The organism is Candidatus Magnetaquicoccus inordinatus, assembly GCF_004217665.1.
GTDB lineage: Bacteria > Pseudomonadota > Magnetococcia > Magnetococcales > Magnetaquicoccaceae > Magnetaquicoccus > Magnetaquicoccus inordinatus.
Window position 1 is genome coordinate 30,174 of sequence record NZ_RXIU01000003.1, and the last position, 26,470, is coordinate 56,643.

At 55.7% G+C, this 26,470-nt stretch carries 11 protein-coding genes and 2 pseudogenes; 12 read left to right on the plus strand and 1 reads right to left on the minus strand.

The window, feature by feature from the left end:
* The first annotated feature begins 377 nt into the window (after window positions 1-377).
* From EJP87_RS00450 to EJP87_RS00470, 5 genes are read left to right on the plus strand one after another with little or no spacing between them, the layout of a single operon-like run.
* A complete protein-coding gene (locus EJP87_RS00450) occupies window positions 378-2,525 on the plus strand; it encodes a PqqD family peptide modification chaperone (RefSeq protein ID WP_130469900.1) in 2,148 nt (715 codons plus the stop codon).
* Window positions 2,522-4,516 (plus strand): preprotein translocase subunit SecA, encoded by a 1,995-nt coding sequence (locus EJP87_RS00455; RefSeq protein ID WP_130469901.1) that lies wholly within the window; start codon window positions 2,522-2,524, stop codon window positions 4,514-4,516. Before EJP87_RS00450 ends, EJP87_RS00455 begins: the two co-directional genes overlap by 4 nt.
* Window positions 4,513-5,298, plus strand: coding sequence for an efflux RND transporter periplasmic adaptor subunit (locus tag EJP87_RS00460; RefSeq protein ID WP_130469902.1), 786 nt, complete (start codon window positions 4,513-4,515; stop codon window positions 5,296-5,298). The genes EJP87_RS00455 and EJP87_RS00460 overlap by 4 nt, the downstream gene beginning before the upstream one ends.
* Window positions 5,295-7,334 (plus strand): ShlB/FhaC/HecB family hemolysin secretion/activation protein, encoded by a 2,040-nt coding sequence (locus EJP87_RS00465; RefSeq protein ID WP_130469903.1) that lies wholly within the window; start codon window positions 5,295-5,297, stop codon window positions 7,332-7,334. The genes EJP87_RS00460 and EJP87_RS00465 overlap by 4 nt, the downstream gene beginning before the upstream one ends.
* Before the next feature lie 17 nt (window positions 7,335-7,351).
* Entirely contained in the window at window positions 7,352-17,179 is a 9,828-nt protein-coding gene (locus EJP87_RS00470; protein WP_193771021.1) for a two-partner secretion domain-containing protein, read from the plus strand.
* A 234-nt stretch (window positions 17,180-17,413) separates the two neighbouring features.
* Here EJP87_RS00470 and EJP87_RS00475 read toward each other — a convergent pair whose 3' ends face one another.
* A complete protein-coding gene (locus EJP87_RS00475; RefSeq protein WP_130469905.1) occupies window positions 17,414-17,941 on the minus strand; it encodes a hypothetical protein in 528 nt (175 codons plus the stop codon).
* 444 nt (window positions 17,942-18,385) lie between these two features.
* On the opposite strand from EJP87_RS00475, the gene EJP87_RS00480 reads away from it, so the two are divergent.
* From EJP87_RS00480 to EJP87_RS18935, 7 genes and pseudogenes are all read left to right on the plus strand, one after another.
* The gene (locus tag EJP87_RS00480; RefSeq protein ID WP_130469906.1) at window positions 18,386-19,234 is read left to right on the plus strand and encodes a hypothetical protein; all 849 of its coding nucleotides are present in this window, start codon (window positions 18,386-18,388) and stop codon (window positions 19,232-19,234) included.
* Window positions 19,231-20,181, plus strand: coding sequence for a hypothetical protein (locus EJP87_RS00485; RefSeq protein ID WP_227657385.1), 951 nt, complete (start codon window positions 19,231-19,233; stop codon window positions 20,179-20,181). The genes EJP87_RS00480 and EJP87_RS00485 overlap by 4 nt, the downstream gene beginning before the upstream one ends.
* Before the next feature lie 14 nt (window positions 20,182-20,195).
* Window positions 20,196-23,198, plus strand: coding sequence for a KGGVGR-motif variant AAA ATPase (locus EJP87_RS00490; protein WP_130469908.1), 3,003 nt, complete (start codon window positions 20,196-20,198; stop codon window positions 23,196-23,198).
* A gap of 198 nt (window positions 23,199-23,396) precedes the next feature.
* Window positions 23,397-23,687: a hypothetical protein gene (locus tag EJP87_RS00495; RefSeq protein WP_130469909.1), complete on the plus strand. Its 291-nt coding sequence runs from the start codon at window positions 23,397-23,399 to the stop codon at window positions 23,685-23,687.
* Window positions 23,684-25,456, plus strand: a complete 1,773-nt coding sequence (locus EJP87_RS00500) for a DUF927 domain-containing protein (RefSeq protein ID WP_130469910.1) — start codon at window positions 23,684-23,686, stop codon at window positions 25,454-25,456. The genes EJP87_RS00495 and EJP87_RS00500 overlap by 4 nt, the downstream gene beginning before the upstream one ends.
* 213 nt (window positions 25,457-25,669) lie before the next feature.
* Window positions 25,670-26,005 (plus strand): annotated as a pseudogene (locus EJP87_RS19165) (transposase); the annotation flags it as partial.
* Window positions 26,006-26,281: 276 nt separating this feature from the next.
* Window positions 26,282-26,470: pseudogene (locus tag EJP87_RS18935) on the plus strand (IS5 family transposase); the annotation flags it as partial.

The following is a 26,470-nucleotide window of genomic DNA, read 5'->3' on the forward strand; positions in this document are numbered from 1 at the left end:
TGCGCCAATGGGCACAGCCTCTTCATCGGTGTTAAGAGTTGGCAAACCAGCACAGATGAGTAATTATTGGCCTCCCGCATCGCATTCAGTCGGGGGATCCGGCGGATAATGCCCTTTGGCACCACCATCCGCACTGTTGCTCTACCTGCTCGCAAGGTTGCCACACGCGCAACTGTGTATGTCGGGCGTCCGCCCTCCCAAAGAGTGCCCCTTCGGGGCACAGATTGGTGCGGCGTGCGCGAATGCTACGCATTCGCTTTTGTGAAACGCCGCACAGAAGCAGGACTCCGTCCTGCACCTGCCAGGAGGGGATAATCCCCTCCTGGACCTCCGTAATAGTTTTTTTATTTTATTTTATTTTATCCTGGATCAACACCATGAGCTCGGCCCTCTTTTCCCACTCCTGGTATCGCGTCGCCTCACTCCAACCACGCCTGCGTACCCAGGCACGTGTAGTACGCCACCTCTACCGCGGAGAACGCTGGTGGATCCTCCAGGATCGCGCCAGCGGCCACTTCCTGCGCCTCAACACAGTCGCTTACGGCGTGCTGGCCCTCTGCGACGGTAGACGTACCCTGGAAGAGATATGGCAGTTTCTCAGCAACCGCGACGGCGATAACGCACCTACCCAAGACGAAATCCTGCAACTGCTCAACCAATTGCACCAGGCAAACCTCCTGCACAGCAATCGCCCCGCCGATTTGCAAGATCTGGGCGAACGCCGGGAAAATGTGCGCTGGCGGAAAATTAAACAATATATCAATAACCCACTCTCCTTCAAAATTGCCCTGTTTGACCCAGATCGCCTGCTGACTCTCCTCAGTCGCTTGCTGCCACGCCCCTGGTTGGGAGCTCTGCTACTGCTCTGGCTGATTCTGGTGGGATCGGGCATGCTGCAGGCAGCTCTACACTGGCAGGAACTGACTAACGACCTGACCGCCCAAGTCTTTACCCCAGAAAATATGCTGCTGCTCTGGATGGCCTTCCCCATACTGAAAGCTGTCCATGAACTCGGTCACGGCCTGGCCGTTAAAATCCTGGGTGGCTCCTGCCACGAAACCGGCTTGATGTTTCTGGTTATGGTGCCCGTACCCTACGTCGATGTTTCCGACTCCACCGCACTCTCCAGCAAATATCAACGGATGCTGGTGGGCGCCGCAGGGATGATGGCAGAACTGTCAGTCGCCGCCGTGGCCGTCTGGCTGTGGAGCTGGAGTATGCCCGGTCCCGGTCGCGCCTTCCTCCATCAGGTGATCGTCTTGGCCGGTATGACTACCCTGCTCTTTAATATGAATCCACTGATTCGCTTCGACGGTTATTATATCTTTGCCGATTGGCTGGAAATACCTAACCTGGCACAAAAAGCCAATCGCTACTTAGGCTACCTGCTGCATCGCTACGCCTTTGGCAATACACTCACCTTTCCACCACCAATGAGCAAAGGCGAAACCCCCTGGCTGCTCGGCTTTGCACTGGCCGCCTTTGTCTACCGCATCCTGCTCAGCATCGGTATCATCCTGCTGATTGCCGAAAGCTATTTTTTTATCGGTGTGCTCATGGCCCTGTGGGCGACCTGGTCCATGGTTCTGCTGCCAATCGCTAAACAACTCCATAATCTGCTCACCAATAACGAACTGGAAGGCAAAGGAGTGCGCGTGACACTGGCACTCAGCCTGCTCGCCGGTAGCCTCCTGGGACCACTGCTCACTTGGCCAGTCGCCGATTGGACCATGAGCGAAGGGGTGGTCTGGATGCCAGAAGAGTCCCGCTTGCGCGCTGCCGTCTCCTGCATGGGCGAACAGGTGCTGGTGCCTTCAGGAAGCCCGGTGGAAAAAGCAACCCCCCTGCTGCGTTGCAGCGACCCGGAACTGGCTGCACAAGTGGCACAACTGCAAGCCAAACAAGCCGAGATCGAAGCACGCCTGAGCCAGGCACAAAACGCAGATCGCGTGCAAAGACAGATTATTCAGACCGAGCTGGAACAGGCCAAAAGCCAACTCGAAGATGCCCAACAACGCCAAGAAAGCCTGATTGTACATAGCCCCCATGCCGGTACCTTTATTGTCCCAGAACCAGGAGATTATCCCGGTCGCTTTCTGCGGCGCGGTGACGTAGTGGCCTATCTGCTCGATCCAGCCCGCTTTACCCTGCTGACAGTGGTGCCACAAGGAGAGGTGGATCTGGTGCGACGACAAACCCGTGCCGTGGAGCTGCGCTCGGTCGATCGCGTCTGGGAGCTGATTCCCGCTACCATCGTCCGCGAAGTGCCTGCCGCAACCAATGAACTGCCCAGTATGGCCCTCTCCTTGGCCGGAGGTGGCACAATCGGCCTCGATCCTTCCGCACGCCAAGAGGCCAAAGCCATCACCTCCCTGTTTCACTTTGAATTGGCCTTTGCCGAACAAAAGGTGCCTACAGCCTTGGGCAATCGGGTCTATGTCCGCTTTGTCCATCATGATCTGCCACTGGCCTGGCAATGGTATCGCGGCATCCGGCAAATGTTCCTGAAAAGGTTTGCTGTATGAAACTCGCCCCAGCACAACTGCTCCTGGGTGATCTCTATCCCCAACGACGCCTCTGGCAAGAGCTGCCCTGGCTGGATCGCCTGGCCACTACCCTGCACCTGCGCTGGAGCCGACGCAAACATGCCTCAACCACCCAGCAAGATCAGTTTTTGGCAGAGGTGGCGGCAGCCGAACAACGCCTGCAAGCGCTGACCAAAGAAGAAGGTCAAAAATTTTTGGCAGAACTGCGCAGAAAGCTGCGCCAACACGGCTTTGTCGATGCAACCGTCGCCATGGCCTTCGCCTTTCTGCGCCAACAGGCCGGTGAACTGCTGGCTATGCGCCATTTTCCTACCCAAATGCGCGGCGGCTATTTGCTGCTGCACGGCTATGTGGTGGAGATGGATACCGGAGAAGGCAAAACTCTTACCGCAACCCTGACCGCCGCCACCGCCGCTTTGGCCGGTCTGGCAGTGCATGTGGTGACAGTCAATGACTATCTGGCAGAACGCGACAGCCAACGCATGGCCCCCCTCTATAAAGCCTGCGGCCTCTCCACCGGAGTGATCCTGGAGAGCATGTCGCCGGAAGAAAAACAACAACAATATGCTGCCGATATTGTCTACTGCACCAACAAGACTCTGGTGTTTGACTATTTGCGCGACCGCTTGCAGATGGGTGACCACCTGCAACCCCTGTCCATGGCCATCAAACAGTTGACCCAACCCTCTGGAAGAGCACTGTTGCTGCGCGGCCTGCAATTTGCCATCGTCGATGAGGCGGACAGTATTTTTATTGATGAAGCACGTACACCACTGATTCTGGCCTCGGAACGCAGCAACCCACTGCTGGAAAGCTTCTATCGCCAGGCTATCAGCGTGGCACGACAGCTTCAGGCAGAAAGCGATTTTATCCTGGCAGGTCGCGACCCACAGTTGACACAGCATGGCCAAAGCCGTCTGCTGGAGATCAGCTCCACATGGGGTGGACTATGGAATGGTGCGCTGCGCGCGGAAGAGGTGGTCCGTTTGGCCCTCTCCGCACTGTATGGCTTCACCCGCGATGTCCACTATATCGTGCGCAACATGGACGGAGTGGCCAAAGTGATGATCGTCGATGAACATACCGGACGGGTGATGCCCGATCGCTCCTGGGAGCGCGGCTTGCAACAGTTGATCGAGATAAAAGAAGATGTGCCACTTACCCCGGAAAAAGAGGTGCTCGCCCGCATCAGTTATCAACTCTTTTTTCGCCGCTATCTCTACCTCTCCGGCATGACCGGTACCTGCCGCGAAGTCAAAGAGGAGCTGGCCGATGTCTATGGCCTGGGTGTGATTCGCCTGCAACCCTACCGACCCTCCCGCCGTACTCTCCTGCCGACCCGCCTCTTCGCCACCGCCGAAGCACGCTGGCAGGCGGTGGTCGAGGCAGTGCGCCAGCGCGCCGCCCACGGACAAGCACTCTTGGTGGGCACCCGCTCCATTGCCGCCTCGGAACATCTGTCGGCACTTCTGCAAGCCGCAGATCTGCCCCATCGACTGCTCAACGCCAAACAGGATAAACTGGAAGCCGATCTGATTGCCGAAGCAGGCCGACCCGGTCAGGTGACCATCGCGACCAATATGGCCGGACGCGGTACCGATATTCGCCCAGAAGAGAAGGTGCTGCAGGCGGGAGGATTGCATGTGATACTCACCGAAGGTCACGATAATGCACGTGTTGATCGACAGTTGATCGGACGCTCAGCCCGCCAGGGCGACCCGGGAACCGCCGAATCGCTGTTGTCGCTGGAGGATGAATTGCTGCGGGAAAGAATGCCCACTGTCGGCGCAAAATTTGCTATACTACTGAAAGCGTATCCACAGAGTCGCCTGTTGCAAAGAGTGGCCGCCACTCTCTACCGTTTGGCACAATGGCATACCGAACGCGGACAACGGCGCATTCGCCGCCGCTTGCTGCAAGCCGATTTTCAAATGCGCCAGGCCCTTTCCTTTTCGGGAAAAATGGAATGAAATTTTGGCTACCTCTTTGTTTTTTCGGGATATACTGCATACTGCCCGCCGGGGCTGCCGAACGCAATCTGCCGCCACCCGCCCCGACACTGGCCGCCGTTAATAGTGTGCCTGCAGGCGAGGTCAGTTGCCTGATTGAGCCCTCGGTGGAGGTTAACGTAGGCAGCCCGGCAGATGGCAGCCTGGATGTGGTCCATGTGGATCGGGGGGATATCGTCAATCGCGGCCAGCTTTTGGCCAAGTTGGATACGGCAGTTCAGGTTGCCGCTGCCAATGTTTTGGAGGCAAAAGCTGCCTATGGCTCGCGCAAATATCGGCGCAATGAGGATCTGCAAAAGCAACAACTCATCTCCAGTCAGGAGCTGGATGAGATTGCCACCGAACAGCGCCTGGCAGAGCTGGAGCTCAAAGAGCGGCGGGAACAGATTTTATTGCGCAGCATTATCAGCCCGATCCGTGGGGTGATTGTCGATCGTTATCGCAACCGAGGCGATTTGGTCAAGCAGGAAAAGATCTTTCGTATCGCCCAACTGGATCCGCTGCATGTGGAGACGGTGGTGCCTGCCAGTTATTTTGGGCGGATCCACCTGGAACAGAGCTATGAGGTGACGCCTCAACTGGTGGGAGGCAAAATGAAAGCACGTGTTTCCACCATAGATCGGGTGATTGATGCGGCAAGCGGTACCTTTCGCGTGCGCCTGCTGTTGGCCAATCCCCAATATGAACTGCCTCCGGGGCAGCGTTGCAGTGTCAACTTTAATCCGAACGGAACCAATCCATGAATAAGATCGTCGCTCCCAGCGCTCGCTGCCACCGTCGTCAGGGGATGATTCTGACCGCTCTCTGTACCTCGACGCTGGTTGCCGTTGTCCAGGCAGCCGTTCCTCCTGAGGAGAGAGGTTCTGAGCCACAGACGGTATTGGATCATCGTTCCGCACCCCCACGCAAAACCGTGATTCGTGCCGCCATGCCCAAGGCAGAGAGCTCTCTGACCAGTGTTAAACTGTCGATCAAAGAGTTTCGCTTTGATGGAGTCTCCGAGGTGTCGGCAGATGCCATCGATGAGGTGTTGGCACCCTGGAAAGGGCGGGAGCTGCGCTTTCCAGAGTTTGAATTGGCGGTGCATGCGGTGGCCAACTATCTGCGCCAGCATGGTCATCCACAGGCCGAGGTCAAACTCTCACGCGCTTTGATCGGTGGCGGTACGGTGATGGTGGCGATTCAAGGCTTGTCCAGCGAACCCACCGCTTTGGCCATGCGTCCCTCTGGCGAAGAGAGCATACCACGCATCGAGGTCAAAGAGTTCAAGGTGAGCGGCGCTACCTTGGCCAGCAAGGAGGAGTTTGACGCCCTGCTTGCCTCCAGCAGCGGCAAAGCCTTGTCCATGAAGGAGATTGAACAGGCTGCCGAGAGCGTGGCCAACCATCTGCGCAGCAAAGGGTACCCCCTGGTGCAAGCCTTTTTGCCTCCGCAACGTATCGATGAGGGGGTGGTGGAGATTGCCGTACAAGAGGGTGTGGTCGATGGTTCGGCAGGCAACAATGGCATGATCGTCGCCGGTGGCGGCGAACGGGTGAAACAGGAGGTGCTCGAAGAGATCTTGGCCAAGGGGGTCAAGGCCGGAGAGCCTCTGCGCATCGCCGATCTGGAACGGGCGGTGCTGTTGGCCAACGATACCCCCGGTATTCAATCGGTCAAAACCACCCTGGTGCCCGGCTCCGCACCCGGTTCGACCCAGGTAGAGGCCAAGGTTGAAGAGAGCGCGTTGGTCAGTGGCACCGTGTGGGCAGATAACTATGGCAGCCGCTATACCGGTGCCAATCGCGTCAATGCCCAACTGAATCTCAACAGCCCCAGCGGCCATGGTGAACAGATCTCTGTCAATGCCGCCCACTCTACCGGCATGGAGAGCGGCAAGGTGGCCGTACAAGTGCCTGTCGGCGCCGATGGCCTGAAGGTGGGTGCCTCCTATTCGCAGATGAAACTGGATATTGGCGAAGAGGTGGCCCCGCTCAATCTCTCCAGCAATACCACAGTCGCCTCCGCCTATGCCAGCTATCCCCTGGAGCGCAGCAGTTCCCGCAACACCTGGATCTCGGCCAACCTGGATGCCAAACATGTCTCCAACGATCTTTCGGGAGTCCGCAATAACGATCGCAAGATCAATCTGCTGACACTGGGAGCCAGCGGCAATCTGGTCGATCCCCTGGAGGGTCAGGTGAGCTGGGGGGCCAATGTGGCCGGGGGTGCCCTCGATCTCTCCGGCAAAGCCTCCTATCAAGCGCTCGATGCCAGCTCCTCCCGTACCGAAGGAGATTTTGCCAAGGTAAACTGGAATCTGCAGCGCACCGCCAAGTTGACCGATGCCGTCTCCTGGCAGGTGGCCGCCTCCGGGATGGTCGCCTCAAAAAATCTGGACAGCTCGGAAAAATTTCAGTTGGGTGGTCCAACCGGGGTGCGTGCCTATCCGGTGGGCGAAGGTTTGGGAGATTCGGGATGGTTGGGCAGCGCCGAAGTGCGCTACTCCTTGGGCCAAACCCCGGTGGGTGAGCCACAGATCTTTACCTTTTATGACCATGGCCAGATCACCCAATATCATACCCTGTGGAACCATGCTTTAAGCGCCGGTCAACCCAACAGCTATTCTCTCTCTGGCTGGGGGGTGGGGGCCAGTCTGCTGCACAACGACAAGGAGAGTCTGCGTCTGATGTGGGCACAAAAAAGTGGCAACAATCCCAATCCCAGCAGTACCGGGAGCGACAGTGATGGCAGCAACAAGAGCGGACGGCTTTGGATCGTCGGCAATATTTTGTTCTAATAATGGGAGCTTCGACCATGCACAGCACTCCTCATAGTCCCCGTGGCAAAATGTTGGTATTGGCCGCTCTGGTTGCCGGATGGACTCCGCTGCTACAGGCCGGAGCACCGGCGGCCACCGCCTTGCCCACGGGAGGCCAGGTCATCGCCGGACAAGGGGCGATAAATCAAGCCGGGGCGGCAATGACCGTTACCCAAAACTCCCCCTCGATGATTGCCAACTGGCAGAGCTTTAATATCGGCCAGAGCGCCAGCGTCACCTTTGTCCAGCCTTCGGCCCATTCGGTGGTGCTGAACCAGGTGCTGTCGGCCAATCCGTCGCAGATTTATGGCAAGATGTCGGCCAATGGCCAGGTTTTTCTGGTCAACCCCAATGGGGTCTATTTTGGAGCTTCGGCGCGGGTGGATGTGGGAGGATTGGTCGCCTCGTCGTTGAATCTCTCCAATGCCGATTTTTTGGCGGGCAACTACAGCTTTAGCGGTGGAGTGGGCGCGGTCAGCAACCTGGGTGAGTTGGCAGCGCGCGAAGGGGGCTTTGTCTCTCTGGTCGGTGGCTCTGTGGATAACGCCGGGGTGATTCGTGCCGAGGGCGGACAGGTGGCCATGGCTGCCGGTAAAGAGGCGCGTTTGAACCTGACCCCCAATGGCTTGATCGGGGTCAAGGTCGATACGGCGGGCGAGGGGGCCAAAGTCAACAATAGTGGCTTGGTGATTGCCGATGGCGGCAAGGTCTGGATGACTGCCAAGAGCGCTGCGCCCGCTTTGGCGGCGGCGGTCAACCAAAGTGGTGTGGTACGTGCCAACACCTTGGCCAACAAAAATGGCGAGGTGTGGATTGAGGGCAGCGGTGGTGCGGTGCAGCTTGCCGGGACCACCGAAGCACGTGGCGAACAGGCCGGAGAGAAGGGTGGCCGGGTGGTGGCAACCGGTGAGACGGTAAGCGTGGCCAGTGCTGCCAAAGTGGATGTATCGGGTCAGGCCGGAGGCGGTACGGTACACCTGGGTGGTGGCTGGCAGGGCAAGGATACAAGCATTGCCGAAGCCAAACAGGTAAGCGTTGCCAAAGGGGCCAAGGTGGCTGCCGATGCCACGGTCGATGGCGATGGCGGTACCGTGGTTGCCTGGTCGGGCGAGGTGACGCGCATGAATGGCAGCGTGTCGGCCAAAGGGGCGGGCAAGGGCAAAGGAGGGCAGGTGGAGACCTCCAGTCGCGGCGCTCTGGGGGTGAGCGGTTCGGTGGATGTCTCGGCACCGAGCGGCAAAGGGGGCAACTGGTTGCTCGATCCCAACAATATCACCATTACCGGGGTTACCACCGATACCGATGTCGATCCCAGCAACGCCGCCAGTCCGTTGAGCTATACAGCAGGCAGTACCCTCTCGGTCTATAACTCTTCCATCGATGAGGTGTTGACCCGTGGCGCCTCGGTGACTTTGATAGCCAGTGGCGACATCACCATCAATGCCAATATCAGCAAAACCGGCGGTGTCGCCTCTACCCTCACCTTTGATGCCCTGGGCGACATCACCTTGGCCTCCGGGATCAACATTGCCTCGACCAGCGGTGCTGGCGCCCTGCATGTCAACTTTGGGGTAACCGGGGCCAACAGTGCCAGCGGTACCGCCTATATCTCTGGTGGCGTGGCCAGCAACGGCGGTGATGTGGTCTTTCACAAAGCGGCACAATTGATCAGCGCCACCCCGGTCTCCACCAAACTGTTGAGCTCCGGCTCGACCGGTACCTCTGGGGCCATCACCTTCCATAAAACTGTCGATCTCAACAACCAAGCCAGCTCCACAGTCACCCTCGATAGCCAATCGGCCAAATCAGGATCCACCTATACCGGTACCGGTGGTGCCATCACCTTCAACGACCAGATCTATTCCCATGATGTGACCCTGCCGCAACAGTTGATCTTGACCACCAGCGGCGCCGTCTCCAGTGGAACCAACCAGGCGGGGAGTGTCACCTTCAATAATTCAGTCGGTACAGCCAGCAACCCCTTGGGTTCGCTCTCCATCACCGGCCCCACCTTCACCTTTTTGAACACCGGTGCAATTAACCTCAAGGCGGCATCGGGCAATGTGCTGACCTTTGGCACCATCAGCAGCAACTATATTCCCAAGCTGGTTTTGGGCAGCGAAAATACCACCATCAGCGTCACCGGCATCTCCGGGGGTACCAGCGTCGATAGCGCCGACTATATCCAATCCACCTTTGATATTGTCACCAGCAGTGGCTTGACCGCCCCCACCTTGACCATCTCTTCGGAGCGTTCGATTCAGGTGGTCGGCTCTTCCAGTCAGTCGCGCAAGATTACCGGCGATTATTATTATTATAACACCGCCAGCAACAGTGTGGCTGGCAACAAGTCGCTGACGGTCAACTTGCGTCCTGCCCAGTTTGTGGGATCAGGGGGCAGCGCCATCCATTCCGGCTCGATCTATCTGGATAATGCCCTGATAAAATCCTATGGCTCCAATGTCAGCCTGGGTGATTCGAGCCATATCGCCTATGGTGTGGCTTCGGAACAGAATACCGATGGGGTGCGTCTCTACCAGAGTAACATCTATACCAATGGCGGCAATCTGGAGATTTGGGGTCGGGCCCCGGAGATGGATAATCAAGGTGCCGTCTCGCAGGTGGGTGGTTTGGGGGTCTATATTTATGGTTTGGGAACCTACTCCACCAGCAACAGCAGCAGCAACAGTACCGGTACCTTGACCATCAATGGTGCGGTGAACACCGCCTCCACCAGTTCGGCCAAGGATGCGGTGGTGATCGGCAAAAATGGTGGCGCCACAGTGACTTTGCAGAGCGATAATGGCGCGATTGCCATCACCGGTGATGCCAGTGGCCTCGGCACCAGCGCCACCGCCGGAGCCAGCTATGATGGCATCAGTGTGGAGTCATCGGCGATGATTCGCAGTGTGGCCGGTAACATCACCCTGACCGGTAGCGGCGGCGGTGGCAGCAGCAGTCAGGTTGGAGAGAACTATGGTATCAAGCTCAAGGATAGCGATACGCAAATTGTCTCGCAAACCGGCAACATTCTGCTGACCGGTTTGACCGGCGGCAAAACCAGCAGCTATGGTATCTATAGCAGTGGCGATGATATGGCCTTGGGTCAAGAGCGGGATACCACTACCGCCAAGGCGGTGGTGAGCAGCCGTCCCTTTACCGGCAATATCGATCTGGTGGCCGATACCATGAAGTTTACCAACAGCTCGACCAGTCGCTTGCGCATGACCGGAGCCCGTTCGGGATCCACCTTGACTACCGGCCAGCTCAATATTCGTCCCTATCATGATATTACCATTCAAATCGGCGGCACCGAGCCCTCGCCGCCCTCGCCGGACTCCTCGCACTTGACCGCTCCCAGCAATCCTCTCTATCTGGCCAGCTCGCTCTTTTCGGGCAATAATGCGGTCTTTATCGAGGGTTTTGGCGATATTACCATCGGTCGTTACGGGGTGGCAGGCAGCGAGTCCAACAAGAGTCTGACTGTGGCCGGAGCCACCACCGTCTATGATCCGCTCAATCTGCGCATGTTTGGGACCACCGGCAGCAACGGCTCCATTGCCATCAATGCCCCCCTGACGGTACAAAGCAGCAGCGGCAGTGCCCGTGCTCTGGCGCTGCATGTCAAAGGGGGTGTGAGCGGTACCGGTACGCTGACTACCCATGATCTGCGTTTGATCGGTGCGGGCGATGTGGCGCTGACCGGCAGCAACTTTGTCGATGTTCTGGCTGCGGGAGGTCCAGGGACGGCTGATGGTACCAGTTATGATGGCAACATCACCTTGAGCAATGCCCAGGCTTTGAGCATCGATCAGGTGACCAGCAACACCCTGGGCAGTACCGCCACCGCCACCGGTATAGTCACCGCCAATGATAAAAATGTGATCCTCTCCACGACCTCCGGGGATATCAGCGTCAAACAAAATATCAACGCCGGAGCCGGTACGGTGAGTCTGGTGGCCTCGAGCGGAGCGGTCAACGAAACCGGCAGTGCCACCCCGATCATTACCGCCGACAAGCTGCGTCTCTATGCCCGCAACAGCTCCAACCTTACCAATACCAACGTCATCAACACCTTGGCCGGGGAGATCTCCGGCAGTGGCAACAATCTTAACTTTAAAAATGATGACAGTCTGGTGATTGGCGCGGTGACGGTGGGCAGCAGTACGGTCAACGGCTTGACCATGAATGCCGGCAATGTGGCCCTGCAGTTGGTAACAGGAGATTTGACGCAAAGCCAGCCGGTGGTGACCGGGAGCACGAGTACCGGCAGCTTTTATATCCGCACGCCGGGCAATGTAATCTTGGAGAACACCGGCAATGATTTTGGTCGCTTTGCCGCCACCTTGACCGGGGGCAGTGGCACTCTCAGCGTGGTGGATAAAAACACTCTGTTGCTGGGTACCGCTGGCGATTATGATCGAACCACCAGCACTCCGGGATCTTTTATCTATGGCACCGGCATTGCCGCAACCGGCTATACCAGCAAGCTGTGGGCAGGCGCCAACGGCACGGGTGGCATCAATGAGGTGGATAGTGCGGTGATCAGCAGCAACAATCTGCTGCTCAAGGCCAATGACAACTCCACTCTGGTTAACGATAATGTGTTGACGGGAGTGCTGTCGGCCATTTTGACTGGCAGCAACAAGGGGCTCTATTTTACCGAAAATGATGCCATCGTCATTGGTTCGGTAGCCAACAGCAGCGGCCAAACTCCCGATCCCAGCAATGGTATTGCCGGGGGCAGCAGCACGGTGGTGCTGACCGCCAAAAGCGGCTCGATTACCCAGCAGGCCAATACCTTGGGGGATATTATTACCAGCAAGCTGTTGCTGGTGGCCAGCAATGGCTCTATCACCCTGCAGAATGCCAGCAACAATGTGGGCACCCTGGCTGCCGATCTGGCGACTGCGGGCAGCAGTTTCAGCTATCGTGATGCCGATGCGCTGACTGTGGGCAGCATCACTCCCATCAGCAGCATCAACAGCAGCACCCTGGCAACCACCTCCGGCAGTGCCGTCAACGGTATCACCACCAGCAATGGCAGCATCGATCTCTATACTCTGGCGGGCTCCTTGACTGTGGAAAAGAGCATTAGCGCCGGGGGTGCCAACAGCATCGATCTGCGGGCCAGCGGTGCCAGCAGTGATCTGGCCATCAACGACAGTGCCACGGTGAAGAGTGTGGGGGGTGGCACTATTCAACTGGCAGCAGGTCGCGACATCTCCACCAATACCGCCACCGGTACCGGCTCGGAGATTGAGAGTGCAGGAAGTGTGTTGCTGCAGGCCGGGGGCAGCATCGGCAGCAACAGCAATCGCATCGAACTGACCGATACCGCTACCTTGGCGGTCAGTTCGGTAAGCCACATGTGGTTGCGCAAGCTTGCCAACAACGATGATCTGACGGTAGGCACGGTCACAGCGCTGGCGCAAGGCAATACGGTGACCGACAGCGGCGGCAGCAGCAGTGCCACCCAGGCTGTGGCGGTAGGAGATCTGAACGGTTTGACCAGCAGCAGCAACGGCAACATCACTCTGACCACGCAGGGGGGTGATCTGACTGTCGCCAAAAATATCACCGCCCATGGTAGCGGCACAGTCGATATTCGCACTGCCAACAGCGGCAACCTGGGGGACGTGATCTTAAGCAGCGCCCAGATCAGCAGCAGCAGCGGTAACATTCAGGTTGTGGCGGGCAACACCCTGACCACCAACAGCGGCAATGATGGTGTCACCAGCGATTTTGCCAGCAGCGGTCATCTGTTGCTGGAGGCTGGGTTGAGTCTGGGCACCAATGGCAATCGTCTGCAGATGGGCAGTGTCAGCAAGGTTGCCGCTCGCACCTTGAGCAATGGCACTACCAGTGGCGCCAACAGCATTTGGCTGCGCAAGCTGGGGACAACCAGTGATCTGGAGATTGGCACAGTCAGCCAGTTTAACAGCACGGCGGTGGATAATGCCATCAATGGCACCGCCAGCAACGCCAGCAGCCTGTCGGGATTGTCCACCACTGCCAATAATGGTTCGATCACCTTGACTACCCAGGGGGGCGATCTTGCCATTACTCAAAATGTGACCGCGCATGGCAGCGGTGATCTGGATCTGCGTAGCGCCAACAGCGGCAATCTGGGAGATATGGTGGTGAGCAATGGCGCGCTTCTCTCCAGCAGCAGCGGGACTATTCAGTTGTTGGCAGGCAACAGTATCAGCACCACAAGTGCCAACAACAGTGCAGTGCCCACTGTTCAGACCACCGGCAGCGTTTTGTTGGAGGCGGGGTTGCTGTTGGGGGATGACAGCAATCGTTTGCAGTTGGCCCAGGCCAGCATTGTGGCGGCGCGTACTTTGAACAACAGCGGCAGCAGTGGCATCTGGCTGCGCAAGCTGGGCACCGCCAGTGATCTGGAGGTGGGCACGGTCAACCGGGTCAACGCCACCGCTTTGGATAATGCCATCAATGGTCCAGCCAGCAATGCGGCCAGCTTGTCGGGCTTGACCACCACCGCCAACAATGGCGCGATCACCTTGACCACCCAGGGTGGGGATCTGACCATCACCCAGAATGTGAGCGCCGATGGCAGCGGTTATGTGGATATTCGCACCGCCAATACCGGCAATTTGGGTGATATTATTCTCAGTGGTGCCAGCGTGAGCAGCGGCTCTGGCACCATCCAGATGATTGCTGGCAACAGTTTGACCACCACTCGTGCCAGCGATGGCGCCAGCCATGATTTGAGCACAACTGGCGATATGGTGTTGGAGGCGGGGCTCTCTATGGGCAGCGACAGCGAGCGGATACAATTGGGCAATGCGGCCCGGTTGGCAGCGCGTACCCTGAGCAATGGCACAACCAGTGGCGCCAACAGTATCTGGTTGCGCAAGATGGGCACGAGCAGTGATCTGGAGATTGGCACGGTCAGCCGGGTCAACAGCAACGCTTTGGACAACTCCCTGCATGGCGGTCTGAATGATGCCTCCTTGTCAGGTTTGACCACCTCGGCCAACAACGGCAACATCACCTTGAGCACCCAGGGCGGGGATCTGAACATCACCCAGAACATCACTGCCCATGGCAGTGGTTATGTGGATATACGCACCGCCAATAGCGGCCATTTGGGTGACATTGCCCTGACCGGGGCTGCCATCAGCAGCAGCTCCGGGACGATTCAGATTATTGCTGGTAATACACTGACCACCAACAGCGCCAACAATGGCACATTCAACGATCTGAGCAGCAGCGGCGCTATTATGCTGGAGGCAGGGTTGCGTCTTGGTGCCGAAGAGAATCGTTTGCAGATAGGCAATGCCGCCAAGCTGGCCGCCCGGACCTTGAGCAATCCGGGGAGCAGTGGCATCTGGCTGCGCAAGCTGGGTACGGCCAGTGATCTGGAGATTGGCACGGTGAGCCGGGTCAATGCCACGGTGGTCGATAATGCCATAAATGGCAGTGGCAGCAATGCAGCCAGTTTGTCGGGTTTGAGCACCACGGCCAACAATGGCACCATTACCTTGACTACCCAGGGCGGGGATTTGACCATTACCCAGAATATCACTGCCGATGGCAGCGGTTTTGTTGATATACGCACGGCGAGCACTGGTCATTTGGGCGATCTCTTTTTCAACAACGATGCAGGGGTGAGCAGCGGCAGCGGGATGATCCAACTGGTCAGTGGTGGCAACATTACCACCAGCAGCAACACCGGTACCAGCAATGAGCTGGTGACCACGGGTAATGTGTTGTTGCGAGCCGATGGCTATATAGGCAGCGACAGCAAACGCATTGAGAGCAGTGGTATCAACATCTTGGCGGCGCAATCGACCGGGGTGCAGTGGTTGCGGCAGGCCAGTGGTAATTTGACTGTGGGCACGGTCACTGCGCAAAACAGCAGCTCCACATTGGATCACAGCATTGCCAACACAGCGGGTTTGCAGAGCAGCAATGCGGTGATCGGTTTGACGGTGAGTGCCGGGGATCTGGCGGTCAATGATGCGTTGAACGCCGGGACAGCCGATCTGTCGTTGAAGGTGTCGGGCAGTCAGGGGTTGGCAGCCAATATAACGGGTGGAGTGGTGACATTGTTGGCAGGTTCCGGGGCCAGCAACAACATCGAGCAGGGCAATGGCCAGATCTCGGCGAGCAAGGTACGTTTTGATGCGGGCGGTCTGGTGAGTTTAAGCGGCACACCGAGCAATCTCATGGGCACGGTGGCGGGACGTGCGGGCAAGACTCTGACGTTGGCTGATGGCAGTAATCTGTTGATTGGTTCGGTGAGCAGCACCCAGGGCAGTGATGCTGTGGGCAGCAGCAGTGGTTTGACCTCGGACACCGGGGATATTGTCTTGAGCAACAGTGGCTCGTTGACTCAAGCGGCGGGGGCGTTGTTGACGGTGAGCACGGCGAGCAAGGGGTTGCGTATTCAGTCCAATGGACCGGTCACCTTGACTGAAAACAACAGTGTCGGCCATCTGGCGGCCACGGTGGGCTTGGCCAATCAGGGTTTCACCTTTACCCATGCGGGCAATCTGGTGGTGGATCAGGTCTCTGGAATGACCGGGATCAGCAGCAACCAGGGGGCGATTATTCTCAAGTTGAACAGTGGCGCTTTGACGGCGGCCAACAATGCCGGGATCAGCGGCTCTTCCTTGCGTTTGGAGGTACCCAATGGGGTGACACTGAGCAACAGCAATCAGGTGCAAACCTTGGCGGCGTTGCTGAGCAACAGTGGTGCCGGGATTCAATTTACCAATACCGGCAATTTGCTGATCGGCACGGCCAGTGGTTTGACCGGCATTACCACCAGTTCGGGGAGTATTTTGTTGCGTTCCACAGCGGGCAATTTGAGCACGGATAGTGGGGCGTTGTTGTTAGGTGATGCGGTAAAGCTGGTGGCGAGCGGTTCGGTGGATATGCGCAACAACAATCAGAGCAACTCGTTGGCGGGAAGTGCAGGGGGAGATTTTTCCTATTATAACAGAGGCAGTTTGCAGATCACCTCGGTGAGTGGCAGCAGTGGCATCACTGCCGGGGGTGCGATTTGGGTACGCAGTGGAGGAGATTTGACCACTTTGCAGCCGGTGGTAGGCAATGGCACGGGCAATCAGGCGGTGGTATTGTCAGCGAGCAATGGTTTTTACAATCAGGCAGGAGCCACGGCGGTACAGGCGCCCAATGGACGTTGGTTGATCTATGATGACAATCCGACGTTGCAGGATCGGTTGGGTGGTTTGAATTATACCTTCCGTCGGGTTTATACCTGGTATAGCGACTATCCTCCGGCGCAGGTGAGTGAGGGGGGCAATGGTTATATCACCACCGCCTATATTCACAATCCCGAGCAGTATGCCCGGCAGGCGGGAGGTACCACCAGCTCGACGGCTACGGGCAACACCAGCAGTAGCGCCTATTCGGTCGCTGGTTCGGGGATAGTCCGTTCGGTATCGTTTGTGCAGCCAGCTCCCTCTTTGAGTGCGCCGTTGGCGCGTCCGGCTTTTGCTGCGCCCGGGGCGAGCAGTGCGGCGAGTGGAGGTTTACCATTGTTGTTGCCGGTACAGAGTGGGGCACGATTTGTGGCCAATTTGGCGAGTGTGGTACCTGAGGGTGAGATAGCGGCGATTACCTTAAGCAACGGGGAGGCGGTGCCGTCGTGGCTGCATGTGGACACCAAGAGCATGCGCATGGCAGGTACGCTGCCGGAGGGTGCAGAGGCGGTGAGTATACGGATTCAGGTCAAGGTAGCGGGCAGTACGGAGGTAAGGAGTGTAGATGTGCAGTTGACTCCTGCTGCAGCGCCCACAACGGGCACCGCCGAGAAAGATATTTAATCTGTTAAACAAACAGGGAGGTCCAGGAGGGGATTATCCCCTCCTGGCAGGTGCAGGACGGCGTCCTGCATGTAGCGACGTTTCAGCAGAAGCGAATGCGAAGCATTCGCGCACGCCGCGACAATTTGTGCCCCGCAGGGGCACTCTTTGGGAGGGCGGAGCCCGACCTGCCCCTTTCGGCAGTGGAGCCACTTGGAGAAGAGCAGGATCACTGCTTTCACTCAAATTTGCGAGTTAATAGTTGTTTCTGGCATAATCGCAGGCAGAGGTAACGATACGAGACAACATGGCATTATCGTTACTGCCGAAGCTCCAGGCTCCGCTCATGGCGCTGGCTTTGGCATAAAAGGTAGGAGCTGCGAGCTCTTCTCCGCTGGATTCAACGGTATAACGAGTACGCAACAGCACTGCCGAGCTACCGGCCAAAGCCCCCAGAAAGACCCGTTCGGCTGCGGTTACTTTTTTCAGGTCAATAATGCTGGGTGACACCAGGAGACGTTCATCCGCTTTGGCATCGTTTTGCTCGACATTTTTGCCAAAGATGCTATTCAAGCATTGGTTTAATTTTGTTTGCATCAATTCGACAGCTTTTGCATCGCCTTTGTCGCCTTCCGAATGTGAGACGACGAGAGGAGAGATGCGCACACTTTTGAAGCTGCCCAATGGTTTTTTGCTGGGGAGGATGGCTTCATTGGTCGGATGGATATGGGTTGCACAACCAGACAGGATCAAGGATGTCATGATAAGTATAGGAAATTTCATAAATAAGTGAACTCCTTTCGGTTGAGGGTGTGCAGGCAACTTACTGGCAAGCGGTCAACAGGGACCATACAGAAGGATGGAAGAAAAAAATCAATTTTGCAAAGCTTGGCATATTTTTGTGAGTATGTTTTTTTTATGCTGGATTATGAAGCGGTCAGCAAGCAGTCAAGTCATGTATCAGCAGCAGCCTTTCTCAACCCATATTTTTATCAAGTTATTGCTGATTGATCCCCAATATTTTGTTTGGCCGACGCGGTGAGCAAAAAAACGGCACAACAGATGGTAGAGCTTGATGCGGCGAAAAGTGTTGATTGTTGCCCAATAGAGTTGCCATAGGGATAAAAGTGGTGCAAGAATAGGGGCTGTGAGGATAACTGTGCGCCTGAGGGCGCCAGACTCTGTGCATACGGCTCTGGCTGTGCTGTTGTTGCAGGGGGTATCCGCTTGTCTAGAAGATTTTTTGCCCGTGGAGAGAGTCTGTTGCACAGCAGCAAGCCCAGCCCAGTTCCTGCCGATTTGATGCCGTTGATGCGGGTGGCGGAGTTCGACCAAGTGACTGATATGCTCAAAGATGCGGTCAGCCAGGGATTGGCACCCTCTTGGCAGGAGACGCGCGACGGCTCTTTTGCCAGAAAAGTCCAGAAGGGTTGTCTTTGGTCCCGGTGTACCTATTTTTATGCTGGTCAGGCCGATTCCCATTATGGCAATCTGTTGTTTGTCTATTGGCCAGCAATGGAGAAGGGAAAAGAGGGAGAGGCGTCGCCTTATGACAGCGGGGGAGTCTATCGCGGCAAGTGTGATCCCTTTCGCGGGATGAGTGATACCGATTGGCCCTCTCCGAATGCGGTCGCTTTTCTCAAAAGCACTGCCTATGCTTTGTCCGACTGGCGGGAGTATTTTGCCTACTATCTGGATGAATATTTTGTACAGGATTGGCAGCGCTATTGTCTTGGCCAACCGCCCTCTGCCAATCCCACTCCTTTGTCTTGTTGGGAGAGTTTGCCGGCGCGATTCTCCAGCAACTTTTCTCCAAAAGTTGATTGGCCCTCCTGGAGTTGGGAGGTGCGTGTGCGTGGAAAGATTCCGCTTGCCGAAGGGTTGTTCTTTTGGTCAGCCGTGCGCACTACCATGGATACCCTGGGGGATATGTTGTTGGATGATCCCTATGGAGCAGGAGCGCTATTGGAGGGTCTGTTTAGTTCAGAGCATACGGTTGCAGATACAGCCGCGGAGATGGTTGATGCGGGCAGAAAACGGAGCATAGAGTGGGTGACACAGCAGCTCAATCCTTGACGCAGAATGCTGAGACAGCAGGGCAATCCTTGCACCAGGAACGGTTGCTGGTGGTAGCCATTAACGGTCATATACCTGGTCAGTGTGGTCTGGTGGAGTTGGTGGTGCAAAAGCAGAGTGAGCCAGGATATTTCTACTTGCTTGATCCTCGTAAGGGTCTGCAGAATTGTATTGACCGGGAGAGGTTGCAGCAGTTGGCAGATGAAAAGAGGGTGCGCCTGTTGGCTGAGCCCAGAGAGGTTGCTCCGACGGCTTGCGCCCTGTTTGCCAGGCACGATTTTTTGCAGGCCTATGAATCGGGATGCAAAGCCCCCTTTCCCTGGGGTGGGGAGAGTCCCATTGCGTTGTCGCCAGAGGGGGATTCTCTGCTGATTGCCGATGAGCAAACTCTGCGGGCACTGCGTCGTGGTGCCGCAGAGCGCTTGTTGAAAGTTGTGCAAGAGCGTATTGCCTACGAATTGAAGAGCGACTGGCATCAGGAGTTTTTTCCGAATATGGAAAAATGGTGTCGTTGTGGGGCATTGTGTGTCGGTTCATCCAGGGGAGATCCTCTCTATTTATCTTTTCATCAACATCTGGCTACACTCCTGTTTCTCAAAGGGGATAATGATCGTCAGTTGCTGGCTTTCAAACAATTGGTGCAACCTCACTTTCCTGCTCTTTCTTATGATGAATTTGCCGCTACTGCACGCACATGGGCCAAAAATTGGCAAGAACAGAGTGATTTGTTTTTCCGTGAGACGAGCAGGAGAAAAACGGAGTCCATTATTCAATCGCTTTCTGCTCTGACAGACCGTTCTGTTGTAGATGTTTACCCTCAGGGAGCACGCTCAGGCCAAGCAGCCGAAAATAATCGAATACACCACCAAAATGCTTCTGCCTCTATAGTGTTGGCGGGTCGTGGACCAGCAGAAGCCGATCCACCTTCCCTTAATTCCATTAACTAGTCGCTCAGGAAACCATGGAGATTATCGCCTTTTATTCCTTCAAGGGGGGCGTAGGTCGCACGGCATTGCTGACCAATCTGGCCGCCTATTGGGCTTCGCTGGGGCGGGTGGTTGGGTTGGTGGATATGGATCTGGCGGCACCAGGGTTGAGTTATTCACCGCTCTTGGATCCAAAAAGCCTGCTCAATCCAGAGTTTAGCCATGTTGGTTTCAGTGATCTGTTGGCGGCCTATTATAATGGTCGCGATGACAAGGATGGGCTGGGCTATTTTGAACCGGATATTCTCTTTCATGAACTCAACCCGCCGCCGGAGCCCAATCCGCCCTACCAGAAAAGATTTTGGGGAAATCATGGCCGGGTATTGGTGATTCCGGCAGGTCAGGTGCATTTTCGTTATCCGCCGGTTTATGAGTTGCAGCCATTGCCCTTTCCGCCCAAAGGCGGGCGCCCAAATGAGAGCATGGATGCCATGACCTTGCGCGCTTTTGCCAAGCTGTTTCGCGAGGATATGCAGAAGTTTCGACTGCCAAAAGCTGCCGATAAACCGGAACAGGCTGCCCGTGGTCTGGATTATCTGTTGATCGATTGTCGCACCGGATTTCCTGAACTTTTGGATCTGGTATTGGGCTATCTGGCCGATCGCATGATCCTGGTCTCCGGTTTGAATGAACAAAATCTGGTTGGTCTGGAGCTTACTCTGCGGCAGTTGCGGGCAGAACGGGTGGAGGAGGGCAACTATGCCCGTGATCTCATGGTGGTCTTTTCACCCGTACCGGTCCATCTGTATGATGATCCCGCCGCTATCGCCGTCCTGAAACAGGGCAAAAGGGTGGTGGAAAGCCATTGCAGAGAAAAGCCGGGCTATCAACGCGAAGAGCCTCCCAAAATTTTTACCTTGCCCTATACCCCCCGTCTGGCGCTCTCTGACCTTCCCTTGACCTTTGAAACCCTGGAGCATCCCTACAGCCGGGTGATTGTGGAGATTGCCGAATCTTTGGCCCCCCCCTCTTTGGAAAGACAGATTGCCAAGGTGAGCGAGCAGTTGCAGCGCACCGGGGTAACCATCGCAGAAAAAAGCACAGCCCCCGCCGAGGAGTTGCGTTCGGGGCAAAGATCGGAGCTGCCGGAGAGACCAGCCTTTTCTGCTGGTCCGCCCGCTGTTTTTGCTGCTGCTCCCGCTGCCGATCTGCTGCGGCTTCCTTCCTGGCATTGGCCGTTTACCATTTCTGCCCCCAATCAGGAGCAACGGATTCGTCAAGAGCGGGATCGTCTGTTGCCCGCACGCAGCGGTTTGACCGATATGGTACGAGACGCCTTTCTCGATGCCCTTTCGGGAACCCTCTCCCTGGACAAAAAGGGCAAGCTGCAGCTTCTTTCTGCCTATCCCGATCTGCCCAGAGAGCGCATTTCAGAGCAGCTCGAACTGTTTATGGCCGAACGGCAGGATTGGCCTGCCCTGCCTGCCGGGGAGCAGGAGGCGTTGTTTGAAAAACAGTATCAATGCCGCAAAGAGTGGGCCGATCTGCTCCTGCAACCGCCGGGCGAGGGGCTGAGACAATTTTTGTTGCAACCGCTGCAGAATGGGCAGGCGCTTTTTTCGAGCTGGCAGGAGCATGCGCCCTATTGGTTTTTATTGGCCAGGGATCTCAGAAAAGAGCTGAACCGTAAAAACGAAGCCTGGCAGGCCATCGCACAAGGCTTGCGTGTGCCTCCAGACAGGTCAGCGATGATCGAACTATTGGACTTGTTGGATAGCCAAGATCAGGAATGGAATAGAGCGCTTTTGCAGCGAGCCAGCGAGTGGGTTGTTGCGGATCAGTGGTTGCAGTTTGAGGTGTTAACAAGAGAGGTAAAACCTAGTCGTGAGCGCATTGAAGAGGTTTTGGAACCTCTGTTACAAGGAAAACCGCCAAAGGATCCATGGCTCAGTTTACAATTTGCACATTGGATTATGAATAATTATGATTTGATGGCCATACGGGTGGAACCTTTTTTGCGTTATTCTGTGGAAAAATTATCTTCAAATGATAATGTTTTATTTTTGTGGGGTGAGTTGCTTTTCGTTTACCTGGGTCGATTTGCAGAGGCTGAAACTGTTTACGGGGAGTCAATTGAACGTAATACATCCTGGAGCTCGCCTTGGAGTCGTTTGGGAGATCTGTTGCAGGCCACAGGAAGATGTGAGGAAGCAAAAGTGGCCGCCCTAAAGGCAATTGATTTGAGTGAGAAAGATGCTTATGTTCAGTCAACTCTAGGAAGTATTTATGCACGCTGCTTCAGGAATTATGAAGAGGCAGAGGCGGCCTATCGCCAAGCTGTCGGTCTAGAGAATAATAATAATTGGTACAAGCTTCTTTTGGGTTATTTTCTTACTTTTTACCGTCAGCGTTGTCAGGAAGCTCTAGAGATATTACAGCTTCACTCGCCAGAGGATGATTCCCATGGTACCGGCCATGTTTTGCTCTATCGCGGTTTGGTGCTATTGATTTTGGGGCAGACAGAAGCAGGAAACGCCTGTTTGACAAAAGCAGGAGATAGATTTTATCATGAAGGATCAATATATAGTGTTTTCCATTATACCAGAATCACATTAATATTATCTCCTGAGGCAATATCTCTTCTCCCCATACACCATGCCATTCTGAACACCTGGCGGAAAAACGCACCGCAATTTTATTATCTGCAAATGACCGAAGCGTTGCTGGAATTGGCAGAAAGCGGCCGTTGGCCTGCAGACAGGATACAAAAATATTTGCTTTTGTTTGAAGAGTTTACATCTGCCATCCAGATTCTCTATGAAATAGGCGGGCAACGCCCGGATCTGCGGCAGACCACTCGTGCGGGTGTGGCTGCTCTGTTGGCCGATTATCCGCAACTGCGTCAACGTCTCAAAGGTGCCGCCCCTCCTGAAGATCTGATAGAACGTTTTCGCCCCTTTGCCGAGGGCAGGAGCGATGGTTTGGGAGATCCGCGTGATCGTGCTCTGTTTTGTAAGGAGTCAGCAGCGGAGGAATAGCCATTCTGCAGGCGCCCAGGCAGAGGCTTGCGGTGGGCTATTGCAGAAAAAATGCGCCTGCATTTACAATATATGTTAAAACATACAGTAAAACACTATCTTATCCAAAACAACTGCTGAAGTGCTTCATGTTCCAATAACTCCATGGAATCGTTAATATCATGATCATCTATTACTCCAACCTATAGAAAGGTGATCATGAATTACAAAAACAAATATAACACACCCCTCATCCATCGGCCTCTGAACCTGCTGCCACCTGCTCCGGGAGGGGGAGGCAACAGGGATTGTTGGCGGCTGGCCAATGGTCTGGTCGAGGGTTGCGCCATGTGGCGGCAAGCTGCATTTTTGGTGCAGGGGGCGGTTGCGGGGTGCGGTTGTTGTGCTTTTGCCGACAGCCCCTGCCGACAAAAATTGCCAGGAGAGTGGGCCCTGCCCAGAGAGCATAGGATGGGAAGAGGTCGCAGCGCTGCAGGAGGCAAGCCATGAACAGCCACGCTACTGTCGGGGGTGACCCTACCCCTTTGGGGAGGCCGCAAGAGCGGCAAGCGCCTCTGCAACGACCCTGCTATCGTGTCTATGAGGAGGAGCAGGCTGGCAGAGCGGCAGGGCTCTATTATCATGGTTTCAAAGAGAGCGAGTCCAGACAAACGCCGGTCGATCTTTTTGTGTGTGGGCCGTTGTATGTGGAGGCGCAACTGAGTGAACTGTCAGGTCTCTCATTTTGTCGCTTGTTGCGCTTTCGCGACACCACCGGGGTCTGGAAGAGTTATGTCATGCCGATGACCCTCTTGAGTGATCGTGGCGAACAGTTGCGGGCGCAATTGCTGGATCGTGGCCTGCTGATTGATCTGCACAATCGGGCGCATCTGCAGAGCTATCTGCAAAGCCAGATTCCAAGCAAAAGTCTGAGTCTGGCCAAGCAGGTGGGCTGGCATCAGCAGAGTTTTGTGTTGCCTGATGAGATCTTTGGCGACCCGGATATCTATTTTCAGGGCAGCCATGGCGCCGCGCAACTCTATGCCTGTTCCGGCTCGCTGTCGGGTTGGCAAAAGGAGATAGCAACCTATTGTCAGGGCAATCCACTGCTGCTGTTTGCGGTTTCGGCGGCCTTTGCGGGAGTTTTATTGCGGGCGGTGGGTCGGGATGGTTTTGGTTTTCATTTTGTCGGCGACTCTTCGACCGGCAAAACCACAGCGTTGCGGGTAGCGGCTTCGGTGTGGGGAGGTCAGGAGTTTCAGCGCAGTTGGCGCGCCACTGGCAATGGTTTGGAGGCGGCGGCAGCACAATTCAATGATGGGCTGATGGTTCTGGATGAGATTGCCGAGGTCAATCCGCGGGAAGCGGGGAGTATCATCTATGCGCTTTCCAATGGGCGCGGCAAGCAGCGTGCCGATCGACACGGGGAGGCCAAGGAGTTGAGTCGCTGGCGGGTATTGCTCTTGTCTTCTGGCGAGCGGATGCTGGCTACCTATCTGTCCGATGTGCGCATGGAGCAGCGTGCCGGTCAGGAGGTACGTTTGTTGGATGTGCATTGCCATCGGCGCTATGGCATGTTTGATGAGCTGCATGGAATGGCTTCTGGCCGGGAGTTGGCCGATCATCTGCGCGGTGCGGTCAAACGGCATCATGGCGAGGCAGGACGGGCCTTTTTACGGGCGTTGCTGGGCTGCAAAGCCGATTGGCCCGCGTTGTATCGTTATGTTTATGAGCGGGGCTGGTCGGAGTTTGTTTTGCAAGACGGCCTGGAGCAGAGGGCGGCGCAATCGTTTGCCTTGGTGGCGATGGCTGGCGAGTTGGCGACACAGGATTTTGAGCTCTGCGGATGGGAGCCGGGTGCTGCGTTGCAGGCGGCGGTGACGGTGTACAAAATCTGGCTCAGCAATCGCGGTCGCGGCAACAGTGAGAGCAAGTCGATAATCAGCAAAGTGTTGGAATTTTTGGATCTGCATGGTGACAGCCGTTTTTCAGCGCTGCAGGGTTCCGATGAGGCGGTACGCAACCGGGCAGGTTGGTATAAGAGTGTCGCCACTGCCGATGGTGGCAGCGAGCGGCATTTTTTATTTACCTCTGCGGGTTTGCGCGAGGCGCTTGCCGGTTTTGATTTTCGCCGGGCGCTGGCTGTTTTGGAGCAGAGTCAACTGCTGGTGTGTGCCGATCGTGAGAACAGGCGGGAACGAGCGGATATCTATCGAGTGGGTGGACGTTTGGTGCGTCTCTATACGGTGGTGCCGAAAGATCTGCACTGTGAGCTGTGAGAGATTTGAGGGTGTTACGTGTTACGTGAGCAGTCACGGTTTGCGTAACAAAAAAGTCTAACAAAAACCTATATGTTACACATGTTATGTGTGTTACGTATATATAGGGCCTCCTCAAAAAGAATAACGCATTGAAACTATACATTAAAATTCGATTATGATAGAATTGTGTGCATGAATTTCGGCCAAAACAGCCAAAAAGGCGTGCACCTGATGATTCGAGAACGCGACAAAAAGCAGCTTACCTTGCCCGGATTTGAGAGTCCGTTTGAACGAGGTCTTGATCCGAATAACCGGTGGGTCAAACTGGCAGGGTTGGTTCCCTGGGGTGAGTTTGCGAAGGCATACTACAGCGGCATGAGTGCCGACCAGGGCACACCAGCCAAACCGGCCCGTTTAATGGTCGGTGCAGTGATCATCAAGCACCGCCAGCGATGGACTGACGAAGAGACTGTTCTGCAGATTCAGGAGAACCCGTATCTTCAATTCTTTTGCGGTTTTTCCGGCTTCACCCTGGAGCAACCGTTTGCACCTTCTTTGTTTGTCGAGATTCGCAAACGCATGGGCGCGACGGTATATGAACAGTTTGAGCAGTCTGTTGCAACGAAGCTATCAGAAATCTTGAAAAAGAAGGACAAAAAGGCGAAACAGCCAGATCGCTCAGACAGAGATTCTTCGGAGTCAGGAGATGGATCGACCGAGAGAAAAGCTGCCATTGAGACTGCTGAAACCATTGAACAGACTGGCAAGATCAATGAAATGACGGATGAGACAGAAACTTCGGATGCCAAAGATCAGCTTGATAAAGCAAAAGAAACAGTTGGAGAGGAGCCAGAAGCCAAGCCATCCGGCAAGTTGGTCATTGATGCCACCGTAGCCGAGCAGGCCATTCGCTATCCGACCGATCTTGGACTGCTCAATGAGGCTCGGGAAGTCAGTGAACGACTGATTGACCGGTTGTTTCCGTTGTCAGGTTTAGCAAAAAAACCGCGTACATACCGGCTGAAGGCACGT

Excerpts from the sequence above, each read along its gene's own strand:
- EJP87_RS00470 (WP_193771021.1), top strand. The coding sequence starts at position 7,352 with ATGCACAGCACTCCTCATAGTCCCCGTGGCAAAATGTTGGTATTGGCC.
- EJP87_RS00455 (WP_130469901.1), top strand. The coding sequence starts at position 2,522 with ATGAAACTCGCCCCAGCACAACTGCTCCTGGGTGATCTCTATCCCCAA.
- EJP87_RS00475 (WP_130469905.1), bottom strand. The coding sequence starts at position 17,941 with ATGAAATTTCCTATACTTATCATGACATCCTTGATCCTGTCTGGTTGT.
- EJP87_RS00490 (WP_130469908.1), top strand. The coding sequence starts at position 20,196 with ATGGAGATTATCGCCTTTTATTCCTTCAAGGGGGGCGTAGGTCGCACG.
- EJP87_RS00500 (WP_130469910.1), top strand. The coding sequence starts at position 23,684 with ATGAACAGCCACGCTACTGTCGGGGGTGACCCTACCCCTTTGGGGAGG.
- EJP87_RS00450 (WP_130469900.1), top strand. The coding sequence starts at position 378 with ATGAGCTCGGCCCTCTTTTCCCACTCCTGGTATCGCGTCGCCTCACTC.
- EJP87_RS00495 (WP_130469909.1), top strand. The coding sequence starts at position 23,397 with ATGAATTACAAAAACAAATATAACACACCCCTCATCCATCGGCCTCTG.
- EJP87_RS00460 (WP_130469902.1), top strand. The coding sequence starts at position 4,513 with ATGAAATTTTGGCTACCTCTTTGTTTTTTCGGGATATACTGCATACTG.
- EJP87_RS00465 (WP_130469903.1), top strand. The coding sequence starts at position 5,295 with ATGAATAAGATCGTCGCTCCCAGCGCTCGCTGCCACCGTCGTCAGGGG.